Origin of the sequence: Rahnella inusitata, from assembly GCF_003263515.1 — a bacterium.
Classification (GTDB): Bacteria; Pseudomonadota; Gammaproteobacteria; order Enterobacterales; family Enterobacteriaceae; genus Rahnella; species Rahnella inusitata.
In genome coordinates this window covers 1-23,508 of the sequence record NZ_JYDE01000006.1, presented here as the reverse complement: position 1 = coordinate 23,508, position 23,508 = coordinate 1, and the positions used below count along the sequence as shown (strand labels likewise).

Genomic DNA, 23,508 nt, shown 5'->3' with positions numbered 1-23,508 from the left:
AAATTCCGAGGCAAAGAATGCACGCATAAAAAACCCCGGGCAAGCCCGGGGTTGTGTGTAAACAGCGTTATTTTCCAACCAGCGCGTTATTTGCCGCTGAATTGTTCAAACATCGTGTTACCTGGATTAGGTGTACGAGGTTCATCAACCGGCGTTGGCGCTTTTGGCGTGCCACCGTCGTTAGAGTTGCCGTTACCATTTTTACCGCCGACGTCATCCCAGCCTGCTGGCGGGCGAACTTCGGTACGGTTCATCAGATCGTCAATTTGTGGCGCATCGATGGTTTCATATTTCATCAGGGCATCTTTCATTGAATGAAGGATATCCATATTTTCCATCAGCAACGTGCGTGCACGTGCATAGTTGCGCTCTACCAGAGACTTCACTTCCTGATCGATGATTCGCGCGGTTTCATCAGACATATGTTTAGCTTTTGCTACTGAGCGACCCAGGAAGACTTCACCTTCTTCCTCCGCATACAATAACGGACCTAATTTGTCTGAGAAGCCCCACTGCGTAACCATGTTACGGGCAATGGATGTCGCCACTTTGATATCGTTTGATGCGCCGGTAGACACTTTCTCTACGCCGTAAATGATCTCTTCAGCAAGACGGCCACCGTAAAGCGTGGAAATCTGACTTTCGAGTTTCTGACGGCTGGCACTGATTGCATCGCCGACTGGCAGGAAGAACGTCACACCTAATGCACGGCCACGAGGAATAATCGTTACCTTATGCACTGGATCGTGTTCAGGAACCAGACGGCCGATGATGGCATGGCCCGCTTCGTGATAGGCAGTGGACTCTTTCTGCGCTTCTGTCATCACCATGGAGCGACGTTCTGCACCCATCATGATTTTATCTTTGGCTTTTTCGAACTCAACCATCGACACCACACGTTTGTTGCCACGTGCAGAGAACAGAGCGGCTTCGTTGACCAGGTTTGCCAGATCAGCACCTGAGAAGCCCGGTGTACCACGTGCAATGACAGATGCATCAACATCTGTTGCCAGAGGAACACGACGCATATGAACCTTAAGGATCTGCTCACGGCCGCGTACATCTGGCAAGCCGACAACAACCTGACGGTCGAAACGGCCCGGACGCAGCAGGGCCGGGTCAAGTACGTCTGGACGGTTGGTCGCAGCAATAACGATGATACCTTCGTTACCTTCAAAGCCATCCATCTCTACCAGCATCTGGTTCAGTGTTTGCTCACGTTCGTCGTGACCACCACCTAAACCAGCGCCACGCTGACGGCCTACGGCGTCAATTTCATCTATGAAGATGATACATGGCGCGGCTTTCTTCGCTTGTTCAAACATGTCGCGCACGCGGGATGCACCCACACCGACGAACATTTCTACGAAGTCAGAACCGGAAATAGTAAAGAACGGCACCTTGGCTTCCCCTGCGATGGCTTTCGCCAGCAAGGTTTTACCGGTACCCGGAGGACCGACCATCAGTACGCCTTTAGGAATTTTACCGCCCAGTTTCTGGAAACGGCTCGGTTCGCGCAGGTAATCAACCAGCTCGCTCACCTCTTCCTTCGCTTCATCACAACCTGCAACGTCCGCAAACGTTGTTTTAATTTGATCTTCCGTCAACATGCGCGCTTTGCTCTTGCCAAAGGACATCGCCCCTTTGCCGCCGCCGCCCTGCATTTGTCGCATAAAGAAGATCCAGACCCCAATCAACAGCAACATTGGGAACCAGGAAATAAAGATAGAGGCCAGTAAGCTTGGTTGCTCTGGTGGCTCACCCACTACGGTTACGTTTTTGCTCAGCAGCGTATCCAGCAACTTAGGGTCTTCAACTGGAATGTAGGTCGTGTACTTGTTGCTGTCTTTTTTAACAACGTTAATCTCACGTCCATTGATACGCGCTTCGCGAATCTGGTCTTGGGTCAATTCGGACATGAAGGTAGAATAATCTACCCTACGGCCATTAGACTCGCTGGGCCCAAAGCTCTGAAATACAGACATCAATACTACTGCGATGACTAACCAGAGAATCAGGTTCTTCGCCATGTCACTCAAGGGATCAACCTCATATTACAACTGTGTTAACAAACAGCGTTAGGGAACTACACTTTCCGCCCTGTCGCTACGATGTACACTTCTCGCGAACGTGCTCGGGAAGCGTCTGGCTTACGAATCTTCACCTTCGTAAACAGGGAGCGAATTTCCCGCAGGTATTCATCAAAGCCATCTCCCTGGAACACCTTCACCAGGAAACTTCCGCCTGGTGCTAATACATCCCGACACATATCCAGTGCTAACTCAACTAAATACATCGATTTTGGAATATCGACTGCAGGTGTACCGCTCATATTCGGGGCCATATCGGACATGACCACCTGAACCTTGTTTTCTCCCACGCGATCAAGCAGCGCTTTGAGAACTAATTCATCACGAAAATCCCCCTGAAGGAAGTCGACTCCAACAATAGGATCCATAGGCAAAAGGTCAAGCGCAATGATGCGCCCTTTGCTACCAATCTGCGTTGCGGCAAACTGCGACCATCCGCCGGGCGCTGCACCTAAATCCACCACGGTCATCCCGGGTTTGAACAGTTTATCGCCTTGCTGTATTTCATCAAGCTTAAACCAGGCGCGAGAACGCAGCCCTTTTTTCTGTGCCTGAATGACATATTTATCGCTAAAGTGTTCCTGCAACCAGCGAGTGGAACTTGCAGAACGCTTTTTAATAGACATTATTTAGTAACCATATAGTTTTCCAACTACCCTGTGTTAGAGCTTTTGGAACAAGCTGTTAGCGTCATGACGTCTATGGCTAAGTCAGTATAAATCACCGCCCGAAGCAGTCCGGGTTGGTGATATACATGAGATGGCGGTAGAATGACCCGTTTTCAATCCCAACTTAAGCAAAAAAGACGATGAATCTTAACAATAAACAAAAACAGTACCTGAAAGGCCTGGCACATCCACTGAAACCGGTTGTCATGCTGGGTAACAACGGTCTGACAGAGGGCGTGCTCGCCGAAATCGAACAGGCGCTGGCGCATCACGAACTGATCAAGATTAAGGTCGCGGCAGAAGAACGCGAAACGAAGGCTTTGATCGTAGACGCTATCGTGCGTGAAACCAAGGCGAGTAATGTGCAAGTTATCGGCAATATGCTGGTACTTTATCGCCCTTCTACCGAAGACCGCAAAATTATCTTACCGCGTTAATTCGTCAGAGTTTAACGAAAAACGCTTTAGATTTTCGGAACGGTGCCACGAAATCACGTTCAGGAAAAGGCTATAACTGGCCTTTTTACGTTAGTTTTCAATTTAATGTGAAGCTATTCACTTCATGAATGGGTGATTTATAGGGCGAAACGTCACGTTTCGCCCTTTTTAATGCGGATTTTTAGAGGTACTCGACCTTCAGCACTTCAAACTCAACATCGCCGCCAGGTGTGTTGATCACCACCACATCATCCTGCTCTTTGCCGATCAATCCACGTGCAATCGGTGAGTTTACAGAAATCAGATTTTGCTTAAAATCAGCTTCGTCGTCACCAACGATGCGGTACGTCTGCTCTTCTTCAGTATCCAGATTCATCAGTTTGACAGTGGCGCCAAAAATGACACGGCCCGTGGCCGGCATTTTTGTCACGTCGATCACCTGGGCATTAGAAAGCTTGGCTTCGATCTCCTGAATACGTCCTTCGCAAAAACCCTGCTGCTCGCGGGCTGCGTGGTATTCAGCATTCTCTTTCAAATCGCCGTGCTCACGCGCAGTCGCAATATCGGCAATAATTTTGGGACGACGCACGCCCTTCAGATGATCCAGCTCTTCACGTAATCTTTCTGCGCCACGCAACGTCATCGGAATCGGTTTCATATATTCATTACCTCTAACTTGGTCCTTTCGGTAAACACCGTCCTGATTGAATCAGGTAAGAAATTAAGCCAGCTCTTTTGACCCACTCGCTCTGGCGAAAAACAAAAAAAACCTCACCCGGAGTCGCCACCAGGCCAGGATTCATTTTGCATTATGATTCGTATTTTAACGTAGAGTTCACTGAGGATCATCGTTTACTTTCAGCCACGTTGCGCCTTGGTTCGTAGCATCGTAGTATGGCACCACATTATCCTGTTGTTACCCAGAGCCTTACTCAAAATAATGCGTTTTATACGAATTGTCAGTGGATTAGCATGCGCGTTTGTTCTCAATACAAATGCGGCCCAGATCGAGAATTACACAGAATATCTGCCGGACGGCACGAATCTGGCTGTGCTGGTACAGAAAATTGGCGCGCCTGCGCCCGCCATCGACTATCACGGTTCTCAGATGGCGCTGCCAGCCAGTACCATGAAGATTCTGACCGCGCTGGCGGCTTTACTTCAACTCGGCCCCGATTTCAGATTCACCACTACGCTGGAAACCCAGGGCTCTGTTTCGGATGGCGTCCTTAAAGGTGATCTGGTTGCTCGTTTTTCCGGCGATCCGACGTTAAAACGTCAGAATATTCGCAATATGGTCGCGGTATTGAAAAAACAGGGCATCAAAGAGATCAGCGGCAACGTGGTGGTGAATACATCCGTGTTCGCCAGCCATGACAAAGCCCCCGGCTGGCCATGGAATGATATCACTCAATGCTTCAGTGCTCCTCCGGCCGCTGCCATTGTCGATCGTAACTGTTTCTCTGTTTCCCTTTACAGTGCCCCTAAACCCGATGAGAACGCCTTTATCCGCGTGGCCTCCTATTATCCGGTTCATATGTTCAGTGAAGTGCGTACGCTGGCGAAAGGCTCTCCTGATGCGCAATATTGCGAACTGGATGTCGTACCGGGGGAATTCAATCGTTATACATTGACTGGCTGCCTGACCCAACGCAGCGAACCTCTGCCACTGGCCTTTGCCGTTCAGGACGGAGCCAGCTATGCCGGTGCGATTCTGAAAGATGAGCTTTTGCAGGCCGATATTCAGATTGATGGCACGTTGAAACGTCAGACTCAGCAGACTCCTGCAGGAACCGTTCTGGCACAAACGCAGTCAGCGCCGTTGCACGATTTGCTGCGGATCATGCTGAAGAAATCCGACAACATGATAGCCGACACCGTTTTCCGTACCATCGGCCATCAGCGTTTCGGTGTACCGGGAACATGGCGTGCAGGTTCTGATGCTGTGCGTCAGATTCTGCGTCAGAAGGCGGGTCTCGATTTAGGTAACTCAATTCAGGTGGATGGATCAGGTTTGTCGCGCCACGATTTGCTGTCACCAGCAACGATGATGCAGGTGCTGCAATATATCGCGCAGAACGATAAAGACTTAGATTTCATCTCAATGCTGCCTCTGGCAGGCCATGACGGCACGTTACAATACCGCGGTGGACTGCATGAAGCAGGTGTCGATGGCAAAGTGTCAGCGAAAACCGGTTCATTGTCTGGCGTCTATAATCTGGCAGGCTTTATTACGACGGCCAGCGGGCAACGCATGGCATTTGTCCAGTTCCTCTCAGGTTATGCAGTACCGCCTGAAGACCAGCGGACACGCCGCGCACCGCTTGTGCGTTTTGAAAGCCGGCTTTACAAGGACATCTACCAAAATAATTAACCACGGAGAAGTGCCAGACGATGAAGCTGCTGATAGTTGAAGATGATGAACTTATACGGCAGGGATTATCGCTGGCCTTAACCAGTGATAATTACGTTTGCGACTGCGCATCTACCGCTGCTCAAGCGCAAAGCCTCATTCAAACCAGCCAGTACAGTCTGGTCATCCTCGATTTGGGATTACCAGACAAAGATGGCGCGACGCTTCTGCGCCAATGGCGACGCCAGAGGATCTCCCTTCCGGTCCTGATCCTTACCGCCCGCGATGCACTTGAAGATCGTGTGGACGGTCTTGATGCCGGCGCTGATGATTACCTGATTAAACCTTTCGCCTTAGCCGAGTTACAAGCCCGCGTCCGCGCGCTCATCCGCCGGTATCAGGGGCAAAGTGATAATGAAATTTCTGTCGGAAATCTGCGAATCAATCTCTCTTCACAGCAAACCTATCTGGGTGACGCGCAGGTGGAGGTCACACCGAAAGAGTTCGCGATTTTAACCCGTCTGATGATGCGCGCCGGACAAACGGTTAACCGCGAATTACTTCAGCAAGATCTCTACACATGGCAGGATGATTTGGGATCCAATACGCTGGAAGTTCACGTCCATAATTTGCGTCGCAAGCTGGGTAAAGAGTTGATTCGTACGGTTCGTGGCATTGGTTACCGGCTGGAGATGATGCCGTGACCAGTATGCGCCGCCGTCTGTTGGTTATGCTGGCTTTGATCCTTTTCGTCACCCAGCTCACCAGCGTTTTCTGGCTTTGGCACGAAAGTCAGGAACAAATTAATTTACTGGTGAATGACACGCTTTCGGCCAAGGTGCGTAATGCGCACGTTGAGAAAGAAATTGCCGAAGCGATCGCCTCGCTGATTGCCCCTTCTTTACTGATGATGGCCATTACATTGGCACTGTCCTTCTGGGCGATCAGCTGGATTATCCGTCCGCTCAACCAGTTGCAAAAACGTCTTGAAACGCGCTCGGCAGATAACCTTTCCCCTTTACCGCTGAACAGCGAAATTCGCGAAGTGGTGGCGGTGACCAACGCGCTCAATCAACTGTTTTCACGCCTGTCTAATACGATTCACCAGGAGCGATTATTCACCGCCGACGCTGCGCATGAACTGCGTACACCGCTTGCGGGGGTGCGTCTGCATCTTGAGATCATGCACAAAAACGGGGTGTCTGGCAGTGATACGCTGATTGGGCGCATCGATCAGCTGATGCATACCATTGTGCAACTGCTGATGCTGTCGCGCGCCGGGCAAAACTTTGCCAAAGGTGAATATCAGCAAGTGGACCTGGTTTCGAACGTCATCGAGCCTTTGCGGGAAGAATTTTGCGAAATGCTGGAAGAGCGCCAGCAGACGCTGGTTTTAAGGCTTCCGGAACGCGCCACGCTGCAGGGCGACGCTGTGTTGCTCCGCTTAATGGTCAGAAACTTAGTGGAAAACGCTTATCGCTACGGCCCGCCGGACAGTGAAATCACCCTTACGGTGCAGCCGCAGAATAACGGCCTCCTGATACAAATAGACGATGAAGGCCCGGGAATTGATGAGACGAAGGCCTGTGAACTGACGCAGGCATTTAAACGCATGGATCAGCGTTATGGCGGCAGCGGGCTGGGTTTAAACATTGTCATTCGCATTGCTCAGCTGCACTGCGGAACTCTGACGCTGCGTAACCGTTCTTCCGGCAACGGGTTAAGTGCACAATGCTGGCTGCCTGATGTGATTCTGGAAAATGCGCTGTCGCTTTCTGCCAGCACCACGAAAAACATGTATTAAAAAAGGCTGCCACTGGCAGCCTTTCAGATTATATCAACTCATACTCACGCCGGATTAACGTTCGTAGATGATTTCAACGCCTTCGTCGTCGTCTTCATCCCAGTCATCATCCCAATCGTCGTCAGCTTCAGCTTCCACTTCAGCCAGTTGTTCACGGTGATAATCATCCCACATGAATTCAACTTTTTCTGGCGCAGCTTCTTCGATTGCCATGTGTTTAGGATTTTCGTTGATGAACTTCATCACATCCCAGCACAAAGCATTCACGCCTTCGCGGTTTGCTGCGGAAATCAGGTAGTAATTACCTTCCCAACCCAGCGCCTCAGCGATGGCTTTCGCACGCGTTTCAGCTTCTTCTTTTTCGATCAAATCAACTTTGTTGAATACCAGCCAGCGAGGCTTTTCAGCCAGTTTGGCGTTGTATTGCTGCAACTCGTTGATGATGACTTTGGCATTTTCGATCGGATCAGATTCATCGATCGGCGCAATATCGATCAGATGCAACAATACGCGGCAACGTTCAAGGTGTTTCAGGAAACGAATCCCTAAACCAGCCCCTTCGGAAGCGCCTTCAATCAGACCAGGAATATCGGCGATGACGAAGCTCTGCTCGCTGTCCATGCGCACAACGCCGAGGCTTGGCACCAGGGTCGTAAACGGATAGTCAGCGACTTTTGGTTTCGCGGCGGAAACTGCACGGATGAAAGTAGATTTACCCGCATTTGGCAGACCCAGCATACCCACGTCGGCCAGCAGCATCAGCTCAAGGGCGATATCACGCTCTTCACCTTTGGTACCCATGGTTTTCTGGCGTGGGGAACGGTTAACCGAAGATTTAAAACGGGTGTTGCCCAGACCGTGGAACCCGCCTTTGGCGACCATATTGATCTGGCCATGTTTGGTCATATCAGCCAGAACTTCGCCGGTAGCCTGATCCAGGACACGGGTACCGACTGGCACTTTTATGGTGATATCTTTACCGCGTTTACCCGTACAGTCGCTGCTTTGACCGTTAGTACCGCGCTCAGCACGGTATGATTTCACAAAGCGGAAATCGATCAGGGTATTCAGGTTTTCATCAGCCAGCAGGAAAACGTCACCACCGTCACCACCGTCGCCGCCATCAGGGCCGCCACGTGGAATGTATTTCTCACGGCGGAAGCTTACACAACCGTTACCACCGTCACCTGCCACGACTAAAATTGTGGCTTCATCAACAAACTTCATTTGTACCGTCTCCGTAAATCATTCGCCGGGCAGCTAGAGTTTAGCTACCAGGTTTTGCTCTGTCCGACGAGGCCACCAACGATGGCCCGCTGCGGAAAACATTGCACCCGCCACCACCACAAATGCCCCAAGATAACCTACAAAATTGAGCACTGGTGCGGCAAAATAGCCTGGCCAGGCAAGTGCTAACAGATCTGAAAATAGCAGGGTAAACAATGGGGTCAGCGTCACTAATGCGCTAACCTGCGATGCCTGCCATCTCGCCATCGCTTCCGCTAAGGCGCCATATCCTACTAAGGTATTCGCGCCGCAAAACAACAAACAGGCAAACTGCCAGCCGCTGAGCTGTGAAAGCATCGCCGGACTGGCCAGCGGGAGCAATGCGATAGAACATAAAGTGTACAGCAAAAACAGGATTTGAGGCGAGGCGAGTTGGCGTAAGAGAACCTTTTGCGCCACACCGTAAATAACCCAAACCGTTGCTGCCCCGACGCCAAATAACACACCGAGTGTGTAATCGGTCAGACGGGTAAATATCTCAATCAGACTGGTATTGAAAAACAATATCAATCCGAAAATCAACATAGTGGCCCCAATGACCTGCGTGATCCGCATCCTCTCTTTCAGGATAATCACACTGGCCAGCATCATGCCGACTGGGGAAAGCTGACCGATAACCTGAGAAGCCGTTGGACTTAAAAATTGCAGTGAAGAACTAAAAAGAACGAAGTTCCCCATCAATCCGCAGGTGGCTATCAATACTAAAATCAGCCAGCGTGGCCGACTGAAAATCACTCTGGGTGGCAAACGGCGCTTTGCAGCAAGAATGCAGCCCAGCACAATTGCAGCCATTGAAAACCGGTACCAGACCACTGTAAAGGGATCCATTATCACCAATACCTGCTTCATGGCGATAGGCAAAGAGCCCCAACTCATGGCAGTGATCAGCGCTAACATAATCCCAACAGGTGCCTGCGATTTACTGTCCATATTCCGCCAGAATGGGCTAACCAGAATGTAAAAAGCCCCGCAACGAGTTGCGGGGCTTACATCTATTTACTAAGACGAGAAAAACTTATTCAGCGTCGATGCTGATGTACTTACGGTTTTTCGGGCCTTTAACTTCGAACTTGACTTTACCGTCAGCCAAAGCAAACAGAGTATGGTCCTTGCCGCAACCCACGTTGATACCAGCGTGGAATTTGGTGCCGCGCTGACGAACGATGATGCTGCCTGCCAGTACTGCTTCGCCGCCAAAGCGTTTTACGCCCAGACGTTTAGCTTCTGAATCGCGACCGTTGCGTGTGGAGCCGCCAGCCTTTTTGTGTGCCATTGTTCCGCTCTCCTAGTCTTAAGCGCTGATGCCGGTGATTTTAACGTCAGTGAACCACTGACGGTGGCCCTGCTGCTTACGATAGTGCTTACGACGACGAAACTTAACGATTTTGACTTTAACGCCACGACCGTGAGCAACGATTTCAGCTTTAACGATACCGCCAGCAACTAATGGCAGGCCGATATTGATTTCTTCACCGTTTGCAATCATCAGAACCTGATCAAACTCGATCGTTTCGCCAGTTGCAATGTCAAGCTTCTCAAGGCGGATAGTCTGCCCTTCGCTGACACGGTGTTGTTTACCACCACTTTGGAAAACCGCGTACATATAAAACTCCGCTTTCCGCGCACTCAACTTTGTATAGTTCAGAGGGCGCTATAAATATTCACAATAGGGCGCGAATTCTACGCAAAAAATCAGAGTAAGACAAGAGCACAATGACCACAAAAGAAGAAAAAAAGCGCAGTTCTTTCGTTATCATTTATCTACACTGTTTTTCAAGTACAATCCCCTTTACAGTTAGCGCCATGTGCCAATGTGAGCCAGATCTCATTGCGGTGAAGAGAACAACAGCCGAAAAAACACAATGAACCTAGAACAGATTATCGATCTTACTCAGGACGACATGGCTGCGGTCAACGCATCCATCCTTGAACAGTTGAACTCCGAAGTTTCACTCATCAATCAACTGGGATATTACATCATCAGCGGTGGCGGTAAACGCATCCGTCCAATGATTGCAGTGCTGGCGGCCAGAGCGCTCTCTTATGAAGGCGACAAGCACATCAAAGTCGCTGCACTGATTGAGTTTATCCATACCGCCACGTTATTGCACGATGACGTTGTCGATGAATCGGATATGCGCCGGGGTAAAGCCACTGCCAACGCCGCTTTTGGTAATGCCGCAAGCGTCCTGGTCGGGGATTTCATCTATACCCGTGCATTCCAGATGATGACCGATCTGGAGTCGCTGCCGGTTCTGGCCCTGATGGCTAAAGCGGTCAATGTGATTGCAGAGGGCGAAGTACAGCAGCTGATTAACTGTAACGACCCTGACATCACTGAAGACAGCTACATGCAGGTTATCTACAGCAAAACAGCGCGTCTGTTCGAAGCTGCCTCTCAGTCTTCTGCCATGCTGGCTGGCGGAACTCAGGAACAGATCCTTGCTTTGCAAGATTACGGCCGTTACCTGGGCACTGCATTCCAGCTGATTGACGATTTGCTTGATTATGATGCTGACGGCGAAACGTTGGGCAAAAATACCGGCGATGACCTTGATGAAGGTAAACCGACATTGCCGCTTTTGCATGCGATGCAGCATGGCGATAAAGAACAGTCGGCCATGATCCGTAATGCTATCGAAGAAGGTAATGGGCGCCATTTACTGGAACCAGTATTGGCAGCCATGCACCAATGGGGCTCCCTGGAATACACCCGTCAGCGGGCCGAAGAAGAAGCTGACAAGGCCATTAAGGCACTTCAGGTGTTGCCAGACTCTGTCTATCGCTCGGCACTTGAAGGCCTGGCGCATCTTTCAGTCAAACGCGACTTCTGATGTTTATCTGTCGTACCTGGCACTTATCAGGCAGGTACGACAGTTTTCAACGCTAGTTTTCGTCAGGCTTGCGCAACCTGTTTAACACTTCCGAAACGCCTTCTCTCACAATAAACGCGATCATCGTTTCACGTTCTGGTTCTCTCAATTGCTTATAGCTTTCAATCCAGATTGCCAGAGGGTCCTGATGCGAGGTATAGACATACTCCGCAGAATGCTCGTTCATCGCCAGACTGGCGATCGTATTAACGGGCAGGCTGTCGATGTGATATTCCACCGCACGCCCTTGTACACCGCGTCTTCTCCTTTTAATCCAGCATAACCTGCGCGCCATTCCATGCACGCCTTGTGTTGAAGTTGGGAGCCCTTCTTTACCGGTTAATTCCTTTGCTGCGAACCACTCTTTTTTCATAACGATCCTTTTCTTTCTTACATAAACCACTAAGAAAGTTTCTGTTATAAATCCATGAGAATAATGCCGATACTTTCCTGAAACCTCCGGTGTTTATTTTAGAGATGACTTTAACGCCGGCCATTAAGGAAAACGTCTATTTAACGGAAAGAAGATATTCAATTTTTCGAAATGAGTCTACTGATGACTCACAAAGTTTCCATGAATTTTCTTTATCAACAACTGAATGAATGGCGTAATACCCACTTTTTAGAAACAAACGGACTCAAGTCGAAAGCAAAAAAGATAAAAACAAAATAAAACCTTAAAAAACAACAAGTAAAAATATAAACACTTAAAATAAAACAGATTTTATTTATCAAAACATAGCGAATTATTTATTAATAAACCTCATCCATTATGGCAATGGATGATAAAGATCAAAAAACGCACAATAGAATAACTTATCCATTTTACGTGATTTCAAACTTGCACGTAATACATTAGAAAAACTGACGCTAATCACAAAAAGCAACACGAATTTACTTGTTTGTTTTAATCAGAATAAGAAGGTATTTTCTCAATGAAAGCGATGCGGGTTTTTCGGAAACATTGATTTGAATGAGTACATCTGAAAAAAACAACCGCAGAATATATATTTAAATAAAATACATTCAAAAACTATATTTGAACAAATAAGGAAGCCATCATGAACACAAGGAACGAAGACTGGCATCAGGCTGATATCATTGCTGCGCTAAGAAAGAAAGGAACCACGCTGGCGGCGGTATCACGCTCGGCAGGCTTAAGTTCTTCAACCTTATCAAACGCGTTATCACGGCCGTGGCCAAAAGGGGAACTCCTCATTGCAAGCGCGCTTGGGCTTCATCCTTCAATTATCTGGCCAAGCCGCTATTTTGACGCGAAGACCTTTAAGATCATCGAACGTCGTTGCCGTACACCTAATGCTTCTCGTGAATAAATCACGGCGGGTATAATTTATCACCGCCGGGTTACACCGGCGGTGATAAAGGTGCAGCATCAGTTATTAATAAACTGTTCACCGAGCTCAATGTCTTTTCGCAGGATATCCAGCATGGATTCAAGCGATTGCTGCTCAAACGCGCTTAGTTTGCCGACATCCAGCAGTTCAGCAATCCCATTCTTGCCCAGCAAAACAGGCTGCGCGAAGAAACGTGTATGCTCGCCCTTCCCTTCCACATACGCACATTCCACTACGTTACTTTCGCCCTGCATAGCGCGCAGTAATGAAAGGCCGAAGCGTGCAGCTGCCTGCCCCATCGACAGCGTTGCAGACCCGCCACCGGCTTTTGCCTCGACAACTTCGGTGCCTGCATTCTGAATACGCTTAGTGAGAGAGGTGATTTCTTCGTCGCTGAACGTCACACCAGGAACCTGAGAAAGCAGTGGGAGGATGGTCACACCGGAGTGTCCACCGATCACCGGTACTTCAATCACATCTGGCTGCTTGCCTTTCAGTTCCGCAACGAAAGTGTTGGAACGGATAGCATCGAGTGTCGTAATTCCAAAGAGTTTGTTTTTATCGTACACACCGGCATTTTTCAGCACTTCTGCCGCAATGGCGACTGTGGTGTTAACCGGATTAGTAATAATCCCGATACAGGCTTTCGGGCAGGTTTTCGCGACCTGTTGGATAAGATTACGAACGATACCGGCATTAACATTGAACAGATCGGAACGATCCATACCTGGTTTTCGCGCCACACCTGCTGAAATCAGGACAATATCCGCACCTTCCAGCGCTGGCGTGGCATCTTCGCCACAGAAGCCTTTGATTTTAACCGCGGTTGGGATGTGACTGAGATCGACAGCAACGCCCGGCGTCACCGGTGCGATATCATATAATGAGAGTTCGGAACCGGAAGGTAGCTGGGTCTTAAGCAGAAGTGCGAGGGCCTGACCGATACCACCCGCAGCACCGAGAACTGCAACTTTCATCCTATACTCCTTTTTTATCATTAACTTATAAGTGTCGTGGAATTATTTTGGTTGTGACCTTAATCACTTACGCTGTTAAAAACAATCGCTCACCTGCAGAGAATCTGAGATGGGTCGTTTAGAAAGTAAAAAAATACTTTTAAACGGCCATTATCCGGTCTTTTATGACTTTTTATCGGAAAGCTTCCCTTAAAAGTAGCACCCCAAAACCTGTCAGGTTAATAAATGGTTAAATTTGGTTCATTGTGTGAGCTGAATCGAAGTCATCACTTCCACTCATCGGGTCGTAAAATCCACCTGCAATGCAAAATTTTGGCATATTCATGAAAAAACCTCTGATGCGACATCCGTCACATTCCTTGCGCAGTGGTGAATCAGCGATTTACCTCCGGAAGGTCTGTTGCATAAAAATGCAATTATCTGCATAATCAACTTCACGATGTTCAAGAGACCAGGGTGCAAAATGCGTAATCCTGCCAAACAGGAAGATTTAATCAAAGCCTTCAAAGCACTGCTGAAGGAAGAGAAATTCAGCTCTCAGGGCGAAATTGTCGTCGCACTCCAGGAAGAGGGGTTCGAAAACATCAATCAGTCCAAAGTCTCACGGATGCTGACCAAATTCGGTGCGGTACGTACACGTAACGCAAAAATGGAAATGGTGTACTGCCTGCCAGCAGAGATAGGTGTGCCCACCACCACCAGCCCGCTGAAGAATCTGGTGCTGGATATCGACTACAATGAAGCCGTCGTGGTTATCCGCACCAGTCCCGGTGCTGCACAGCTGATCGCGCGTTTGCTTGATTCACTGGGTAAATCTGAAGGCATCCTCGGTACTATCGCGGGTGATGACACGATTTTCACCACTCCGGCGCGTGGTTTTAGCGTGAAGCAGCTGCACGACGCCATTTTGAGTTTGTTCGAACAGGAGCTATAAGTCGCTGTTATCGTACATGGCCGCGCGCTCCCATTCTGTGCAGGGGGTCAGAAGAACAGAATTTCTGACCTCAGGCCAGTCGCTTTACCCATCTTTTATATTGATTAACTCTCACCTGCTCCGCAGAAACCTCCCTTTCCTGAGAAATCACGGCATCCCTCATCAACCTGATTCTGTTAACTCCCGTCACAACACGCCCATTTCCGTCACATAAATATTTCAATGATGTGATTGACTACAAAAATAAGCACAGATAGTCAAATTCACTCAATTTATTGATTTTACAAAAAATTATCACTAAAAGAACGTTTTATAGACGTTTTTTATTACTTTCTGTTATTAAAAACACCAATAGGCCACACATAACCACTCAAATAACTATTAGCAAACTATTAATATTAGCAGTGACTAGATGTATACTCATTTCCGTGGTGTGAGACACCAGTTGTTGGAACACATAATAAATTCGACGAGGTCAAATCATGAACGTTAAAACTACAATCGCAACATTAAGCATTCTCTCTGCTCTGTCATTTGGTGCTTTCGCAGCACAACCTGTTACTCAGGATCAGGCTGCTAATCTGCAGGCAAAAGGGATGATCAGCGTCAGCGGCGTAGCCGGTGCACCTTCTGATATCCGTCAGGCACTGTCTGACAAAGCCGATGCAAAAGGCGCTAAAGCTTTCCGCGTTATTGAAGTGCGTCAGGAAGGTAACTATCACGCAACCGCAGAAATCTACCAATAAGTCACCCGGTAGACCCAGCGAAGGGGCCTGAATGAATCAGGCCCGTGCATAAGACGGATTTATCACTGCCAGCTTTACGTTCCCGAACGCTCATCGCGCCCCGAACCCCTGTAAAACAGCCCTGATAAATCTAAATTTGAACCGACGTTGCTCTCTCAGATTGCATCAACGTCAGTAAAATCAGGAAATTATCATGAAAATCATTACTACTATCGCCGCGCTTAGTCTGTTATCCGCTGTTTCTTTCGGTGCGTCCGCCGCACAACTGGTGACTAACCAGCAAGCTGAAAACCTGCAATCTATGGGTGTGATAAGCGTCAGCGGTGTAGACGGTGCGCCAACCGATATCCGCCAGCAGCTGTCTGATAAAGCTGATGCTAAAGGCGCAAAATCTTATCGTGTGATTGAAGCCCATAACGAAGGTGCTTATCACGCGACAGCAGAAATCTATCAGTAAGATTTCTGATTATTACCCTGAAACAAAAGCCACTGTTTGAATTTTTTGAATTAGCGTACCGGGTTCAACAGCCACAGATCGTCTAAACGACGCTGTTGAGGCTGGAAGAGAGCTGACACTGCCACTGCCGCGCTCTTTTGCTAACGATACCCTCGTCGTCCTGTCCGACGACACCCTTTGGCTCCCATACCATTTTGGGAGCTTTTTTTTGCCTGCTGATCGGCCATTCACCCGAAAAATGACAGAAAAAAGCACAGCCAATGCTGTGCTCTGATTTCGATGAATCGACGCTTATTGCTGTGCTGCGGCGCTGGCTTTCGCCGCCAGTGCTGCCAGCAGTTTTCCATGGATACCACCAAACCCACCGTTGCTCATCACCAGGATATGATCGCCAGGCAGCGACGCCTTGATAACCATATCCACCAGGGAATCCACATCGGCACTCCAGTGCGCAGGCTGAATGCAATGTTCGGCGACTTCGGCGACCTGCCAGGGAATATGCTGCGGTTGCAAAAGGAAGACTTCATCAGCACGTCCCAATGACGGTGCCAGTTCATTTTTACTCATGCCCATTTTCATGGTATTCGAGCGCGGTTCGAGAACGGCCAGAATACGCGCCGTTCCGCCCACTTTGCTGCGCAGTGCGGAGAGCGTCGCCAGAATCGCAGTAGGGTGGTGGGCGAAATCGTCATACACGCTGACACCGTTTTCCACGCCACGCAGTTCAAGACGACGACGGGCGTTGATGAAATCACCCAGCGCTTTACAGGCATCTTCCGGCTTCACACCAACATGACGCGCTGCGGCAATCGCCATCAGCCCGTTATGCATGTTGTGTTCACCGACCAGATTCCAGTTCACTTCTCCAACAATTTCGCCTTTCAGGTACACATTGAAAGAGCTGGCGTCTGGCGTCAGCTTTTTCGCATCCCATGTGCAGGCGTCTGTTTCGCCGACAAATTCCTGCTCGCTCCAGCACCCCATCGCCATCACCTGTTTGAGTGGAGTATCGTGCTCAGGCAGGATGATTTTGCCCTTGCCAGGCACCAAACGCACCAGATGGTGGAACTGTTTCTGGATGGCTTTCAGATCGTCAAAAATATCGGCGTGATCGAACTCGAGGTTGTTGAGTACCAGAGTACGCGGGCTGTAATGCACAAATTTAGAGCGCTTATCAAAGAAGGCGCAGTCGTACTCATCCGCTTCAATCACCATAAACGGACTGTTGCCCAGACGCGCAGAAACCTCGAAATTGCCCGGTACACCACCGATAACATAGCCCGGCTCATAGCCACAGGCTTCGAGGATCCACGTCACCATTCCGGCGGTGGTCGTTTTGCCATGCGTACCGGCAACGGCAATCACCCAGCGTTCTGGCAGAACGTGGTCGTGCAGCCATTGCGGGCCGGACACGTAAGGGATGCCCTGCTCCAGTACGGCTTCGACACACGGGTTACCGCGTGTCATCGCGTTACCAATGATCACCAGATCGGGCTGAGGGTCTAACTGTGCGGGATCGTAACCCTTAATCAGCTCAATCCCCTGATTTTCCAGCAGCGTACTCATCGGTGGATAAACGTTGTCGTCCGAACCAGTAACCTGATGCCCCTGAGCACGAGCCAGCATCGCCAGCCCGCCCATAAACGTGCCGCAAATCCCAAGAATATGAATGCGCATATATTTTCCATTAATGCCTTTAAGTCAGCCGCTATTCTACCGCTCAGAATCCTCCAGAAGAAATGGATTTGCCTATGATTCATCCATATATTTGGGCTAAACTGCCCACGCTCTTGTAAAGGTTTTATTAACGAACCGTTATCCATCCTAGATTCAGGGAACGTGTTATGAAAACGTTAGGCGAATTTATTGTTGAAAAACAGCAAGACTTTCCTCATGCAACCGGTGAGCTCACCGCCTTGCTCTCAGCAATAAAACTCGGCGCTAAAATCATTCACCGTGACATCAACAAAGCGGGTCTGGTTGATATTCTTGGTACCAGCGGCGCAGAAAATGTTCAGGGCGAAGTACAGATGAAACTTGATCTGTATGCGAATGAGAAGTTAAAAGCAGCGATGAAAGCGCGCGGCGAAATTGCCGGCATCGCGTCTGAAGAAGAAGATGAAATCGTCATTTTCGAGGGCGAACGCGCTGAAAATGCAAAATACGTCATCTTGATGGATCCGCTCGATGGCTCCTCAAATATCGACGTTAACGTCTCCGTCGGTACTATCTTCTCCATCTACCGTCGTACCACACCTCTCGGCCAGTCCGTGACCGAAGCCGATTTCCTGCAACCGGGCAATCGTCAGGTCGCCGCCGGCTATGTGGTTTACGGCTCTTCCACCATGCTGGTTTACACCACTGGCGTTGGCGTTCATGCCTTTACTTATGATCCTTCTCTCGGTGTCTTCTGCCTCTCCCATGAAAAAGTCCGCTACCCGGCTACCGGCAGCATGTACTCGATCAATGAAGGCAACTACATCAAATTCCCGCTCGGCGTAAAAAAATACATCAAATATTGTCAGGAGCAGGACGAAGCTACGCTGCGCCCTTACACCTCACGTTACATCGGTTCTCTGGTCGCAGATTTCCACCGTAACCTGCTGAAAGGCGGCATTTATATTTATCCGAGCACGGCAACCCATCCGAACGGCAAACTTCGTTTGTTGTACGAGTGCAATCCGATGGCGTTCCTGGCCGAACAGGCCGGTGGCAAAGCCAGCGACGGTAAAAACCGCATTCTGGATATCATTCCGCAGAAACTGCATGAACGCGCGCCGTTCTTCGTCGGTAACAGCTCAATGGTGGAAGATGCAGAACGCTTTATCGCACAATTCCCTGATGAATAATCCCTGCCCTACAAAAAACATCATTGAATGAACGTGATACCTCTGTAACTTAGCGTTGACCCAACGTAAAAAGGTGGCTTTTTGAGCCACCTTTTTTATTGCGTACAGAATCAGACTTTCGTGTTTAGTACAGTTCAGTGCGGCTGAGCTTAAATACCGCCATGCTTTCCGCCAGCAGTTGCGCCTGCTCTTCCAGAGAACGCGTTGCCGCCGTTGCCTGCTCGACTAACGCGGCGTTCTGCTGTGCGACCTGATCCATCTGGGTGATCGCCACATTCACCTGCTCAATGCCGTGTGTTTGCTCGGTAGTAGCGATGGAGATTTCACGCATCAGACTGGTCACGCGCGTCACTTCGCTGGAGATTTCCAGCATCGTCGCGGCGGCAGATTTCACCATGTTCGATCCTTCCGACACCCGGCTTTCCGAATCCCCAATCAGCTCTTTAATCTCTTTGGCCGATTGCGCGCTGCGCTGCGCCAGATTGCGGACTTCGCCCGCGACGACGGCAAAACCGCGCCCTTGCTCACCGGCTCGCGCGGCCTCTACCGCAGCGTTCAGCGCCAGAATATTAGTCTGGAAGGCAATGCCGTCGATCACTGTAATAATGTCGCCGATACGCTTCGAACTGTCGGTAATCCCCTGCATTTTGTCCATCACCTGATTGACCACCTGACTGCCTTTGTCGGCGATAGATGAAACGCTTTGCGCCAGCTGGTTGGCCTGTTCGGAGTTTGCAGCGTTCATGCGTACCGTTGAAGTCAGCTGTTCCATACTCGCTGCCGTTTCCTCGAGCGAAGCGGCAGACTCTTCCGTGCGCTGCGCCAGATGTACGTTCCCGGCGGCCAGCTCGCGGGAGCCGACATCAATCTGATTTCCTGCATCGCGGACACGACCCACCGACAGCACCAGTGAATCTTGCATTTGTTTCATCGCTTTCAGCAGGCGGCCCATCTCATTGTTATGAGAATCGTCGATGTCGTGGGTCAGATCGCCTTTGGCAATGTATTCCAGCTGAGCGATGGAAAACGTCAGCGGATGCATGATCAGTTTTTGCAACGCAAACCACGCCAGTATCGCAATCGTAAGTGCGACGATGAAAGCCACAGCGATAATGGTCAGCTGAATACGTGCCTGCGCACGTGCCTGCTCAATGCGTTGATTGGTGTTATCCACCGCATAGGCACGAAAATCGGTCAGTGCTTTGTCGTAGGCATTGCTGTACAGCGTGATTTTGTTTTCAAGCACATCGTAATAGCTGTCAGCACTTTGCGACTGGAGAGCCTGAAGAACGGGAATAAGCCCATTGGCTTTGTAGTCCTCGTAGGTTTTTTTCACCGCGGCCGATAAATCTCTGCCGCGCTGGGTTTCGTCCTCAATGCTGACGAATTTCGCCAGATCGGTATCCGCCTGTTTTATGTAACCGGCGATGCGATCGGACGTTGCTTTCGCATCGTCCATCATGCCGATTTCCAACTGACGAACGGCGACTCCGCTGGCGACGCGGGTACGCAATGAGTAACTGTAGCTGTCAGCCAGCGAGCCTAATTCCTCGCCCTGAAGCTGATTAATCTCTTGCAGTGATGTGGCACTTTGCCTGATGGCATTGGCGCCCAGCACGCTCACCAGCAATAAAATCAGGGTCATAAACACTAACAGGCCGATCAGACCGGCCTTTACGCTCAGCTTATTCAACATACGGTGTTATCCAGTGATTCAGGTGAAAAGGAGAAATGCATATCGTGGTAGGGGTCAGGTTTAGCCTGACTTTTATTTGAATAGAGTTATCGGCAATTGGCTGAAATACTTGATAAGAAAAGCAAAAACAGGCAGTTACACGGTGAAAACGCGCAGGCGTGAATTTTACTGCCAGAAGGTCAGTTTTTGCGGCTGCGCAACAGCAGGTCGTGCCGGAAAATACGAAAGCGACATTCGGAGAAAAGGACGGGAATTCACGGGAGACTTGGCTATAATGTGCGGCACTCTATTCCTGGTTCAATTGAAGGAAACCAACCATGAGCTTACTGAATGTACCTGCTGGCAAAGACATGCCAGAAGATATCTACGTCGTTATCGAAATCCCGGCAAATGCTGATCCGATCAAATACGAAGTAGATAAAGACACCGGCGCACTGTTCGTAGACCGTTTCATGTCTACCGCAATGTTCTACCCGTGCAACTACGGTTACATCAACCACACTCTGTCTCTGGATGGCGACCCGGTTGACGTTCTGGTGCCAACGCCATACCCACTGCAACCGGGTTCTGTGATCCGTTGCCGTCCGGTCGGTATGTTGAAAATGACCGACGAAGCGGGCGAAGATGCGAAACTGGTTGCTGTTCCGCACACTAAACTGAGCAAAGAATACGATCACATCAAAGATGTGAACGACCTGCCAGAACTGCTGCGCGGCCAGATCACTCACTTCTTCGAGCAATACAAAGCGCTGGAAAAAGGGAAATGGGTGAAAGTTGACGGCTGGGCTGATGCTGCTGCCGCGAAAGAAGAGATCGTGGCTTCTTTCGAACGTGCTAAAAACAAGTAATTGATCCTGTAAATCATTGCTTGCTCTGCACGAAAAAAAACACCGCCAGATGGCGGTGTTTTTTTATGTATTACGCGTTGATACACAACGTTTATTTTTCGACGACCTTGCTCAAATCACTCACTACACCGCGTCGTTACGTTTCACCCAGTCACCACCTTCTATTCTCGGCACACCATCCAGTGAGCGAATGTAGAGGTAAATCCAGGCGCTGCCGTACGGCGTCGAAATCAGCTCGCGACGATAATCTTTCGTATTACTTTTCAGTTCATCCAGCTCGGCTAAGATAGACGAGGTTATGCGGTACACTTCGCAATAGACCTTCCCTTCCCCTGGAATGACAGCAGGATAGTGCCCCAGATTATAAAGCGCATACCCTTCCAGCTCATGGTCACCCAACCATTGAGCGTTCGTCATCCAATGACTGTTGCCTTGCTTGCGTCGCAGACTACCGTAAACAATTATTCGCATGTTTATATTCGTATAGTAAAAGTCACATGAATTAGAACTCAAACTGATAGAGTAAATCCAATGCCTGATCGATGCCCGATACCGCCTGCAGATAAAGCTTCGGCATCAACCTATAGCGTAAAGTGAGTGTTGCCAGTGAGTCGAAGATCCCGACGCCATATTTCACCTGTAAACCCGGTAAAACATAGCCACTGACCACCACCTGGGAGCTGTCTCCCACGCCCTGAGTATCCAGTGCCAGATTGCTGACACCAAACGCCTCGCCGATTTTACCCACAAGTTTACCACTTTGTGCAACCCCCAACCCGATAAGTGCTGAGGTCATTGCGCCGCTATCGCCGCCAGAATTGTCTAATCCCTGCCCGCGAAGCAGGTAGGACAAGGCTTCTTGCTGTGACATCGCCGGATCCGAGAATATTTCAAGTTTCGGCGAATCAGCCTCGCCGGTGACCCGTAAACCCGCCACAACGTCATTTTCGGTCGCATCCGGATTACGGATCGCTTCCAGATTCAGCAGCGGCTGGTCCGCCGGGCCGGAGAATAACAGCTGGCCTTTACGTACGATCAGATCCTGTCCGTACGCGTGGAAACGGCCAGAAGGAATATTGATTTGGCCGTTCAGGCCAAGACCGCGGCTGTCCTGTGCGACTTTCAACGCGCCTTCAAGACGGGCTTTCAGGCCGAACGCATCCAGACGCACATCCTTGCCAATATTCACCATCAGATTGCTGTTGATCGGGATTGAGGCCGTTGCCGGTTTGATCGGCTGACGCTGATCGTTGAGCATCACTTCGTCGGACGATACGCCGACCGCGCTTTCCGGCAGCTCCTGCACCGTAATACGCGCCCACGGAATATCGACGGAGCCGTTCAGCGAGAAGAGCTGCGGCGTGGCGTCGAACACCAGATCCGGTGAGACGTCCAGACGCACCATCGGCGGCACGGAAACCCGCACGCGATCGCCGCGCGCCGCGATCCGGGCACGCCAGGCATTCAGCTCGCTCCAGTCAGCGTTGCCGTTAAGCTCCAGCTGGCCGTGCGCGGTTTTGATCACCCCTTCCATCAGCGATGACATACCGTTGAAATTAATGTTGATATTGGCGTCGGTGATATCGAACGGCATGAACTGACCGTCGAAATCGACTCCGCTCAGCGCCAGCTTGCCGAAGACCTGCGGCTTCTGCGCGTCGCCGCCCAGTCGCAGATTGGCGTTGAGAATACCAGAGGCTTTCTCGCCGTCCATCAGTGCCGGTTGCAACAGCGCCATCGAGATGCGGGTGATATTGACGTTACCGCTGAGATTGCGTTTGCCCTGCGGATCGGCAATCTGAATGTTGCCATCCAGCTGGCCGTTGTTGGCGATGCGGATCAGCCAGTCGAGCGTCGCGCGTCCATTGTTTAGCCCGGCATTCAAATTCAGCGTATCAAATGCAATGGGCAGCGGACTCCCCTGCACCAGTTGCTGCACCTTCACGCCTTTACCGACAAGCGAAACGCTGGCCTGCGGCAATCCGCCGTCGGCTTTCCAGCTCACGTCAGCCTTGCCGCTGAAGACACCGCTGAGCCGCGTATCATCGGTCAGGAAGGGTTTGACCATCGCCAGATCAAAGCGGTTGAGCACCACGCTCGCCTGCCCGCTGGCACCGGCATCAATGGTTTTCGG

24 protein-coding genes are annotated in these 23,508 nt (G+C 50.0%); 11 read left to right on the top strand and 13 right to left on the bottom strand.

The genetic code is table 11. The features are described from left to right. Positions 1-86: 86 nt before the first annotated feature. The gene (ftsH, locus tag TU92_RS03515) at positions 87-2,030 is read right to left on the bottom strand and encodes an ATP-dependent zinc metalloprotease FtsH (protein WP_112164584.1); all 1,944 of its coding nucleotides are present in this window, start codon (positions 2,028-2,030) and stop codon (positions 87-89) included. A gap of 56 nt (positions 2,031-2,086) precedes the next feature. Next, complete coding sequence (gene rlmE / locus TU92_RS03510; protein WP_112164583.1) at positions 2,087-2,716, bottom strand: 23S rRNA (uridine(2552)-2'-O)-methyltransferase RlmE; 630 nt, start codon at positions 2,714-2,716, stop codon at positions 2,087-2,089. Between the two features lie 182 nt (positions 2,717-2,898). On the opposite strand from rlmE, the gene yhbY reads away from it, so the two are divergent. Then, entirely contained in the window at positions 2,899-3,195 is a 297-nt protein-coding gene (gene yhbY, locus TU92_RS03505; RefSeq protein WP_112164582.1) for a ribosome assembly RNA-binding protein YhbY, read from the top strand. Positions 3,196-3,376: 181 nt separating this feature from the next. Here the strand turns inward: yhbY and greA are convergent, their stop codons facing one another. Further along, complete coding sequence (greA, locus tag TU92_RS03500) at positions 3,377-3,853, bottom strand: transcription elongation factor GreA (protein ID WP_112164581.1); 477 nt, start codon at positions 3,851-3,853, stop codon at positions 3,377-3,379. 282 nt (positions 3,854-4,135) lie between these two features. Here greA and dacB point away from each other — a divergent pair, with 282 nt between their 5' ends. From dacB to pmrB, 3 genes are read left to right on the top strand one after another with little or no spacing between them, the layout of a single operon-like run. Further along, positions 4,136-5,569, top strand: coding sequence for a serine-type D-Ala-D-Ala carboxypeptidase (gene dacB, locus TU92_RS03495; RefSeq protein ID WP_112164580.1), 1,434 nt, complete (start codon positions 4,136-4,138; stop codon positions 5,567-5,569). 20 nt (positions 5,570-5,589) lie between these two features. Next, positions 5,590-6,252 (top strand): two-component system response regulator PmrA, encoded by a 663-nt coding sequence (gene pmrA / locus TU92_RS03490; RefSeq protein WP_112164579.1) that lies wholly within the window; start codon positions 5,590-5,592, stop codon positions 6,250-6,252. Then, on the top strand, positions 6,249-7,352 hold the full coding sequence (gene pmrB, locus TU92_RS03485; RefSeq protein ID WP_112164578.1) for a two-component system sensor histidine kinase PmrB: 1,104 nt from the start codon (positions 6,249-6,251) through the stop codon (positions 7,350-7,352). The genes pmrA and pmrB overlap by 4 nt, the downstream gene beginning before the upstream one ends. A gap of 54 nt (positions 7,353-7,406) precedes the next feature. Here pmrB and cgtA read toward each other — a convergent pair whose 3' ends face one another. The 4 genes from cgtA to rplU all read right to left on the bottom strand — a co-directional run bounded on the left by cgtA (position 7,407) and on the right by rplU (position 10,242). Next, on the bottom strand, positions 7,407-8,579 hold the full coding sequence (gene cgtA / locus TU92_RS03480) for an Obg family GTPase CgtA (protein ID WP_112164577.1): 1,173 nt from the start codon (positions 8,577-8,579) through the stop codon (positions 7,407-7,409). Between the two features lie 33 nt (positions 8,580-8,612). Beyond that, positions 8,613-9,569, bottom strand: coding sequence for a DMT family transporter (locus TU92_RS03475; RefSeq protein WP_112164576.1), 957 nt, complete (start codon positions 9,567-9,569; stop codon positions 8,613-8,615). An 85-nt stretch (positions 9,570-9,654) separates the two neighbouring features. Continuing rightward, positions 9,655-9,912 (bottom strand): 50S ribosomal protein L27, encoded by a 258-nt coding sequence (gene rpmA, locus TU92_RS03470; protein WP_112164575.1) that lies wholly within the window; start codon positions 9,910-9,912, stop codon positions 9,655-9,657. Between the two features lie 18 nt (positions 9,913-9,930). Beyond that, positions 9,931-10,242 carry a 50S ribosomal protein L21 gene (gene rplU, locus TU92_RS03465; protein ID WP_056782448.1) on the bottom strand — a complete coding sequence of 104 codons (312 nt, stop codon included), beginning with the start codon at positions 10,240-10,242 and terminating at the stop codon, positions 9,931-9,933. Positions 10,243-10,501: 259 nt separating this feature from the next. On the opposite strand from rplU, the gene ispB reads away from it, so the two are divergent. Beyond that, the gene (gene ispB / locus TU92_RS03460; protein WP_112164574.1) at positions 10,502-11,473 is read left to right on the top strand and encodes an octaprenyl diphosphate synthase; all 972 of its coding nucleotides are present in this window, start codon (positions 10,502-10,504) and stop codon (positions 11,471-11,473) included. 52 nt (positions 11,474-11,525) lie between these two features. On the opposite strand, the gene TU92_RS03455 is transcribed toward ispB, so the two are convergent. Next, positions 11,526-11,885, bottom strand: coding sequence for a DNA-binding protein (locus TU92_RS03455; protein ID WP_112164573.1), 360 nt, complete (start codon positions 11,883-11,885; stop codon positions 11,526-11,528). A gap of 688 nt (positions 11,886-12,573) precedes the next feature. On the opposite strand from TU92_RS03455, the gene TU92_RS03450 reads away from it, so the two are divergent. Beyond that, positions 12,574-12,846 carry a helix-turn-helix domain-containing protein gene (locus TU92_RS03450; RefSeq protein ID WP_112164572.1) on the top strand — a complete coding sequence of 91 codons (273 nt, stop codon included), beginning with the start codon at positions 12,574-12,576 and terminating at the stop codon, positions 12,844-12,846. Positions 12,847-12,905: 59 nt separating this feature from the next. Here TU92_RS03450 and mdh read toward each other — a convergent pair whose 3' ends face one another. Continuing rightward, positions 12,906-13,844 carry a malate dehydrogenase gene (mdh, locus tag TU92_RS03445; RefSeq protein ID WP_112164571.1) on the bottom strand — a complete coding sequence of 313 codons (939 nt, stop codon included), beginning with the start codon at positions 13,842-13,844 and terminating at the stop codon, positions 12,906-12,908. A 463-nt stretch (positions 13,845-14,307) separates the two neighbouring features. On the opposite strand from mdh, the gene argR reads away from it, so the two are divergent. From argR to yhcN (TU92_RS03430), 3 genes are all read left to right on the top strand, one after another. Beyond that, the gene (argR, locus tag TU92_RS03440) at positions 14,308-14,778 is read left to right on the top strand and encodes a transcriptional regulator ArgR (RefSeq protein ID WP_112164570.1); all 471 of its coding nucleotides are present in this window, start codon (positions 14,308-14,310) and stop codon (positions 14,776-14,778) included. Positions 14,779-15,260: 482 nt separating this feature from the next. Continuing rightward, positions 15,261-15,524 (top strand): peroxide/acid stress response protein YhcN, encoded by a 264-nt coding sequence (gene yhcN / locus TU92_RS03435; protein WP_112164569.1) that lies wholly within the window; start codon positions 15,261-15,263, stop codon positions 15,522-15,524. Between the two features lie 193 nt (positions 15,525-15,717). Then, entirely contained in the window at positions 15,718-15,981 is a 264-nt protein-coding gene (yhcN, locus tag TU92_RS03430) for a peroxide/acid stress response protein YhcN (protein ID WP_112164568.1), read from the top strand. 291 nt (positions 15,982-16,272) lie between these two features. Here the strand turns inward: yhcN (TU92_RS03430) and mpl are convergent, their stop codons facing one another. Continuing rightward, a complete protein-coding gene (gene mpl / locus TU92_RS03425; protein ID WP_112164567.1) occupies positions 16,273-17,658 on the bottom strand; it encodes a UDP-N-acetylmuramate:L-alanyl-gamma-D-glutamyl-meso-diaminopimelate ligase in 1,386 nt (461 codons plus the stop codon). A gap of 167 nt (positions 17,659-17,825) precedes the next feature. Between mpl and fbp the strand changes: the two genes are divergently transcribed. Further along, positions 17,826-18,830 (top strand): class 1 fructose-bisphosphatase, encoded by a 1,005-nt coding sequence (gene fbp / locus TU92_RS03420; protein ID WP_112164566.1) that lies wholly within the window; start codon positions 17,826-17,828, stop codon positions 18,828-18,830. A 124-nt stretch (positions 18,831-18,954) separates the two neighbouring features. On the opposite strand, the gene TU92_RS03415 is transcribed toward fbp, so the two are convergent. Then, positions 18,955-20,526 (bottom strand): methyl-accepting chemotaxis protein, encoded by a 1,572-nt coding sequence (locus TU92_RS03415; protein ID WP_112164565.1) that lies wholly within the window; start codon positions 20,524-20,526, stop codon positions 18,955-18,957. Between the two features lie 317 nt (positions 20,527-20,843). On the opposite strand from TU92_RS03415, the gene ppa reads away from it, so the two are divergent. Further along, a complete protein-coding gene (gene ppa, locus TU92_RS03410) occupies positions 20,844-21,374 on the top strand; it encodes an inorganic diphosphatase (protein WP_112164564.1) in 531 nt (176 codons plus the stop codon). A 123-nt stretch (positions 21,375-21,497) separates the two neighbouring features. Here ppa and TU92_RS03405 read toward each other — a convergent pair whose 3' ends face one another. Next, complete coding sequence (locus TU92_RS03405; protein ID WP_112164563.1) at positions 21,498-21,845, bottom strand: gamma-glutamylcyclotransferase family protein; 348 nt, start codon at positions 21,843-21,845, stop codon at positions 21,498-21,500. 31 nt (positions 21,846-21,876) lie between these two features. Next, the coding region (tamB, locus tag TU92_RS03400) for an autotransporter assembly complex protein TamB (protein ID WP_136627574.1) at positions 21,877-23,508 on the bottom strand (1,632 nt) is incomplete at its 5' end.

Coding starts and splice junctions, on each gene's coding strand:
- cgtA (WP_112164577.1), bottom strand. CDS start 8,579: ATGAAGTTTGTTGATGAAGCCACAATTTTAGTCGTGGCAGGTGACGGT.
- yhbY (WP_112164582.1), top strand. CDS start 2,899: ATGAATCTTAACAATAAACAAAAACAGTACCTGAAAGGCCTGGCACAT.
- ppa (WP_112164564.1), top strand. CDS start 20,844: ATGAGCTTACTGAATGTACCTGCTGGCAAAGACATGCCAGAAGATATC.
- mdh (WP_112164571.1), bottom strand. CDS start 13,844: ATGAAAGTTGCAGTTCTCGGTGCTGCGGGTGGTATCGGTCAGGCCCTC.
- rplU (WP_056782448.1), bottom strand. CDS start 10,242: ATGTACGCGGTTTTCCAAAGTGGTGGTAAACAACACCGTGTCAGCGAA.
- ispB (WP_112164574.1), top strand. CDS start 10,502: ATGAACCTAGAACAGATTATCGATCTTACTCAGGACGACATGGCTGCG.
- fbp (WP_112164566.1), top strand. CDS start 17,826: ATGAAAACGTTAGGCGAATTTATTGTTGAAAAACAGCAAGACTTTCCT.
- TU92_RS03415 (WP_112164565.1), bottom strand. CDS start 20,526: ATGTTGAATAAGCTGAGCGTAAAGGCCGGTCTGATCGGCCTGTTAGTG.
- TU92_RS03475 (WP_112164576.1), bottom strand. CDS start 9,569: ATGGACAGTAAATCGCAGGCACCTGTTGGGATTATGTTAGCGCTGATC.
- TU92_RS03405 (WP_112164563.1), bottom strand. CDS start 21,845: ATGCGAATAATTGTTTACGGTAGTCTGCGACGCAAGCAAGGCAACAGT.
- pmrA (WP_112164579.1), top strand. CDS start 5,590: ATGAAGCTGCTGATAGTTGAAGATGATGAACTTATACGGCAGGGATTA.
- mpl (WP_112164567.1), bottom strand. CDS start 17,658: ATGCGCATTCATATTCTTGGGATTTGCGGCACGTTTATGGGCGGGCTG.
- rpmA (WP_112164575.1), bottom strand. CDS start 9,912: ATGGCACACAAAAAGGCTGGCGGCTCCACACGCAACGGTCGCGATTCA.
- TU92_RS03455 (WP_112164573.1), bottom strand. CDS start 11,885: ATGAAAAAAGAGTGGTTCGCAGCAAAGGAATTAACCGGTAAAGAAGGG.
- rlmE (WP_112164583.1), bottom strand. CDS start 2,716: ATGTCTATTAAAAAGCGTTCTGCAAGTTCCACTCGCTGGTTGCAGGAA.
- dacB (WP_112164580.1), top strand. CDS start 4,136: ATGCGTTTTATACGAATTGTCAGTGGATTAGCATGCGCGTTTGTTCTC.
- yhcN (WP_112164569.1), top strand. CDS start 15,261: ATGAACGTTAAAACTACAATCGCAACATTAAGCATTCTCTCTGCTCTG.
- argR (WP_112164570.1), top strand. CDS start 14,308: ATGCGTAATCCTGCCAAACAGGAAGATTTAATCAAAGCCTTCAAAGCA.
- TU92_RS03450 (WP_112164572.1), top strand. CDS start 12,574: ATGAACACAAGGAACGAAGACTGGCATCAGGCTGATATCATTGCTGCG.
- ftsH (WP_112164584.1), bottom strand. CDS start 2,030: ATGGCGAAGAACCTGATTCTCTGGTTAGTCATCGCAGTAGTATTGATG.
- yhcN (WP_112164568.1), top strand. CDS start 15,718: ATGAAAATCATTACTACTATCGCCGCGCTTAGTCTGTTATCCGCTGTT.
- greA (WP_112164581.1), bottom strand. CDS start 3,853: ATGAAACCGATTCCGATGACGTTGCGTGGCGCAGAAAGATTACGTGAA.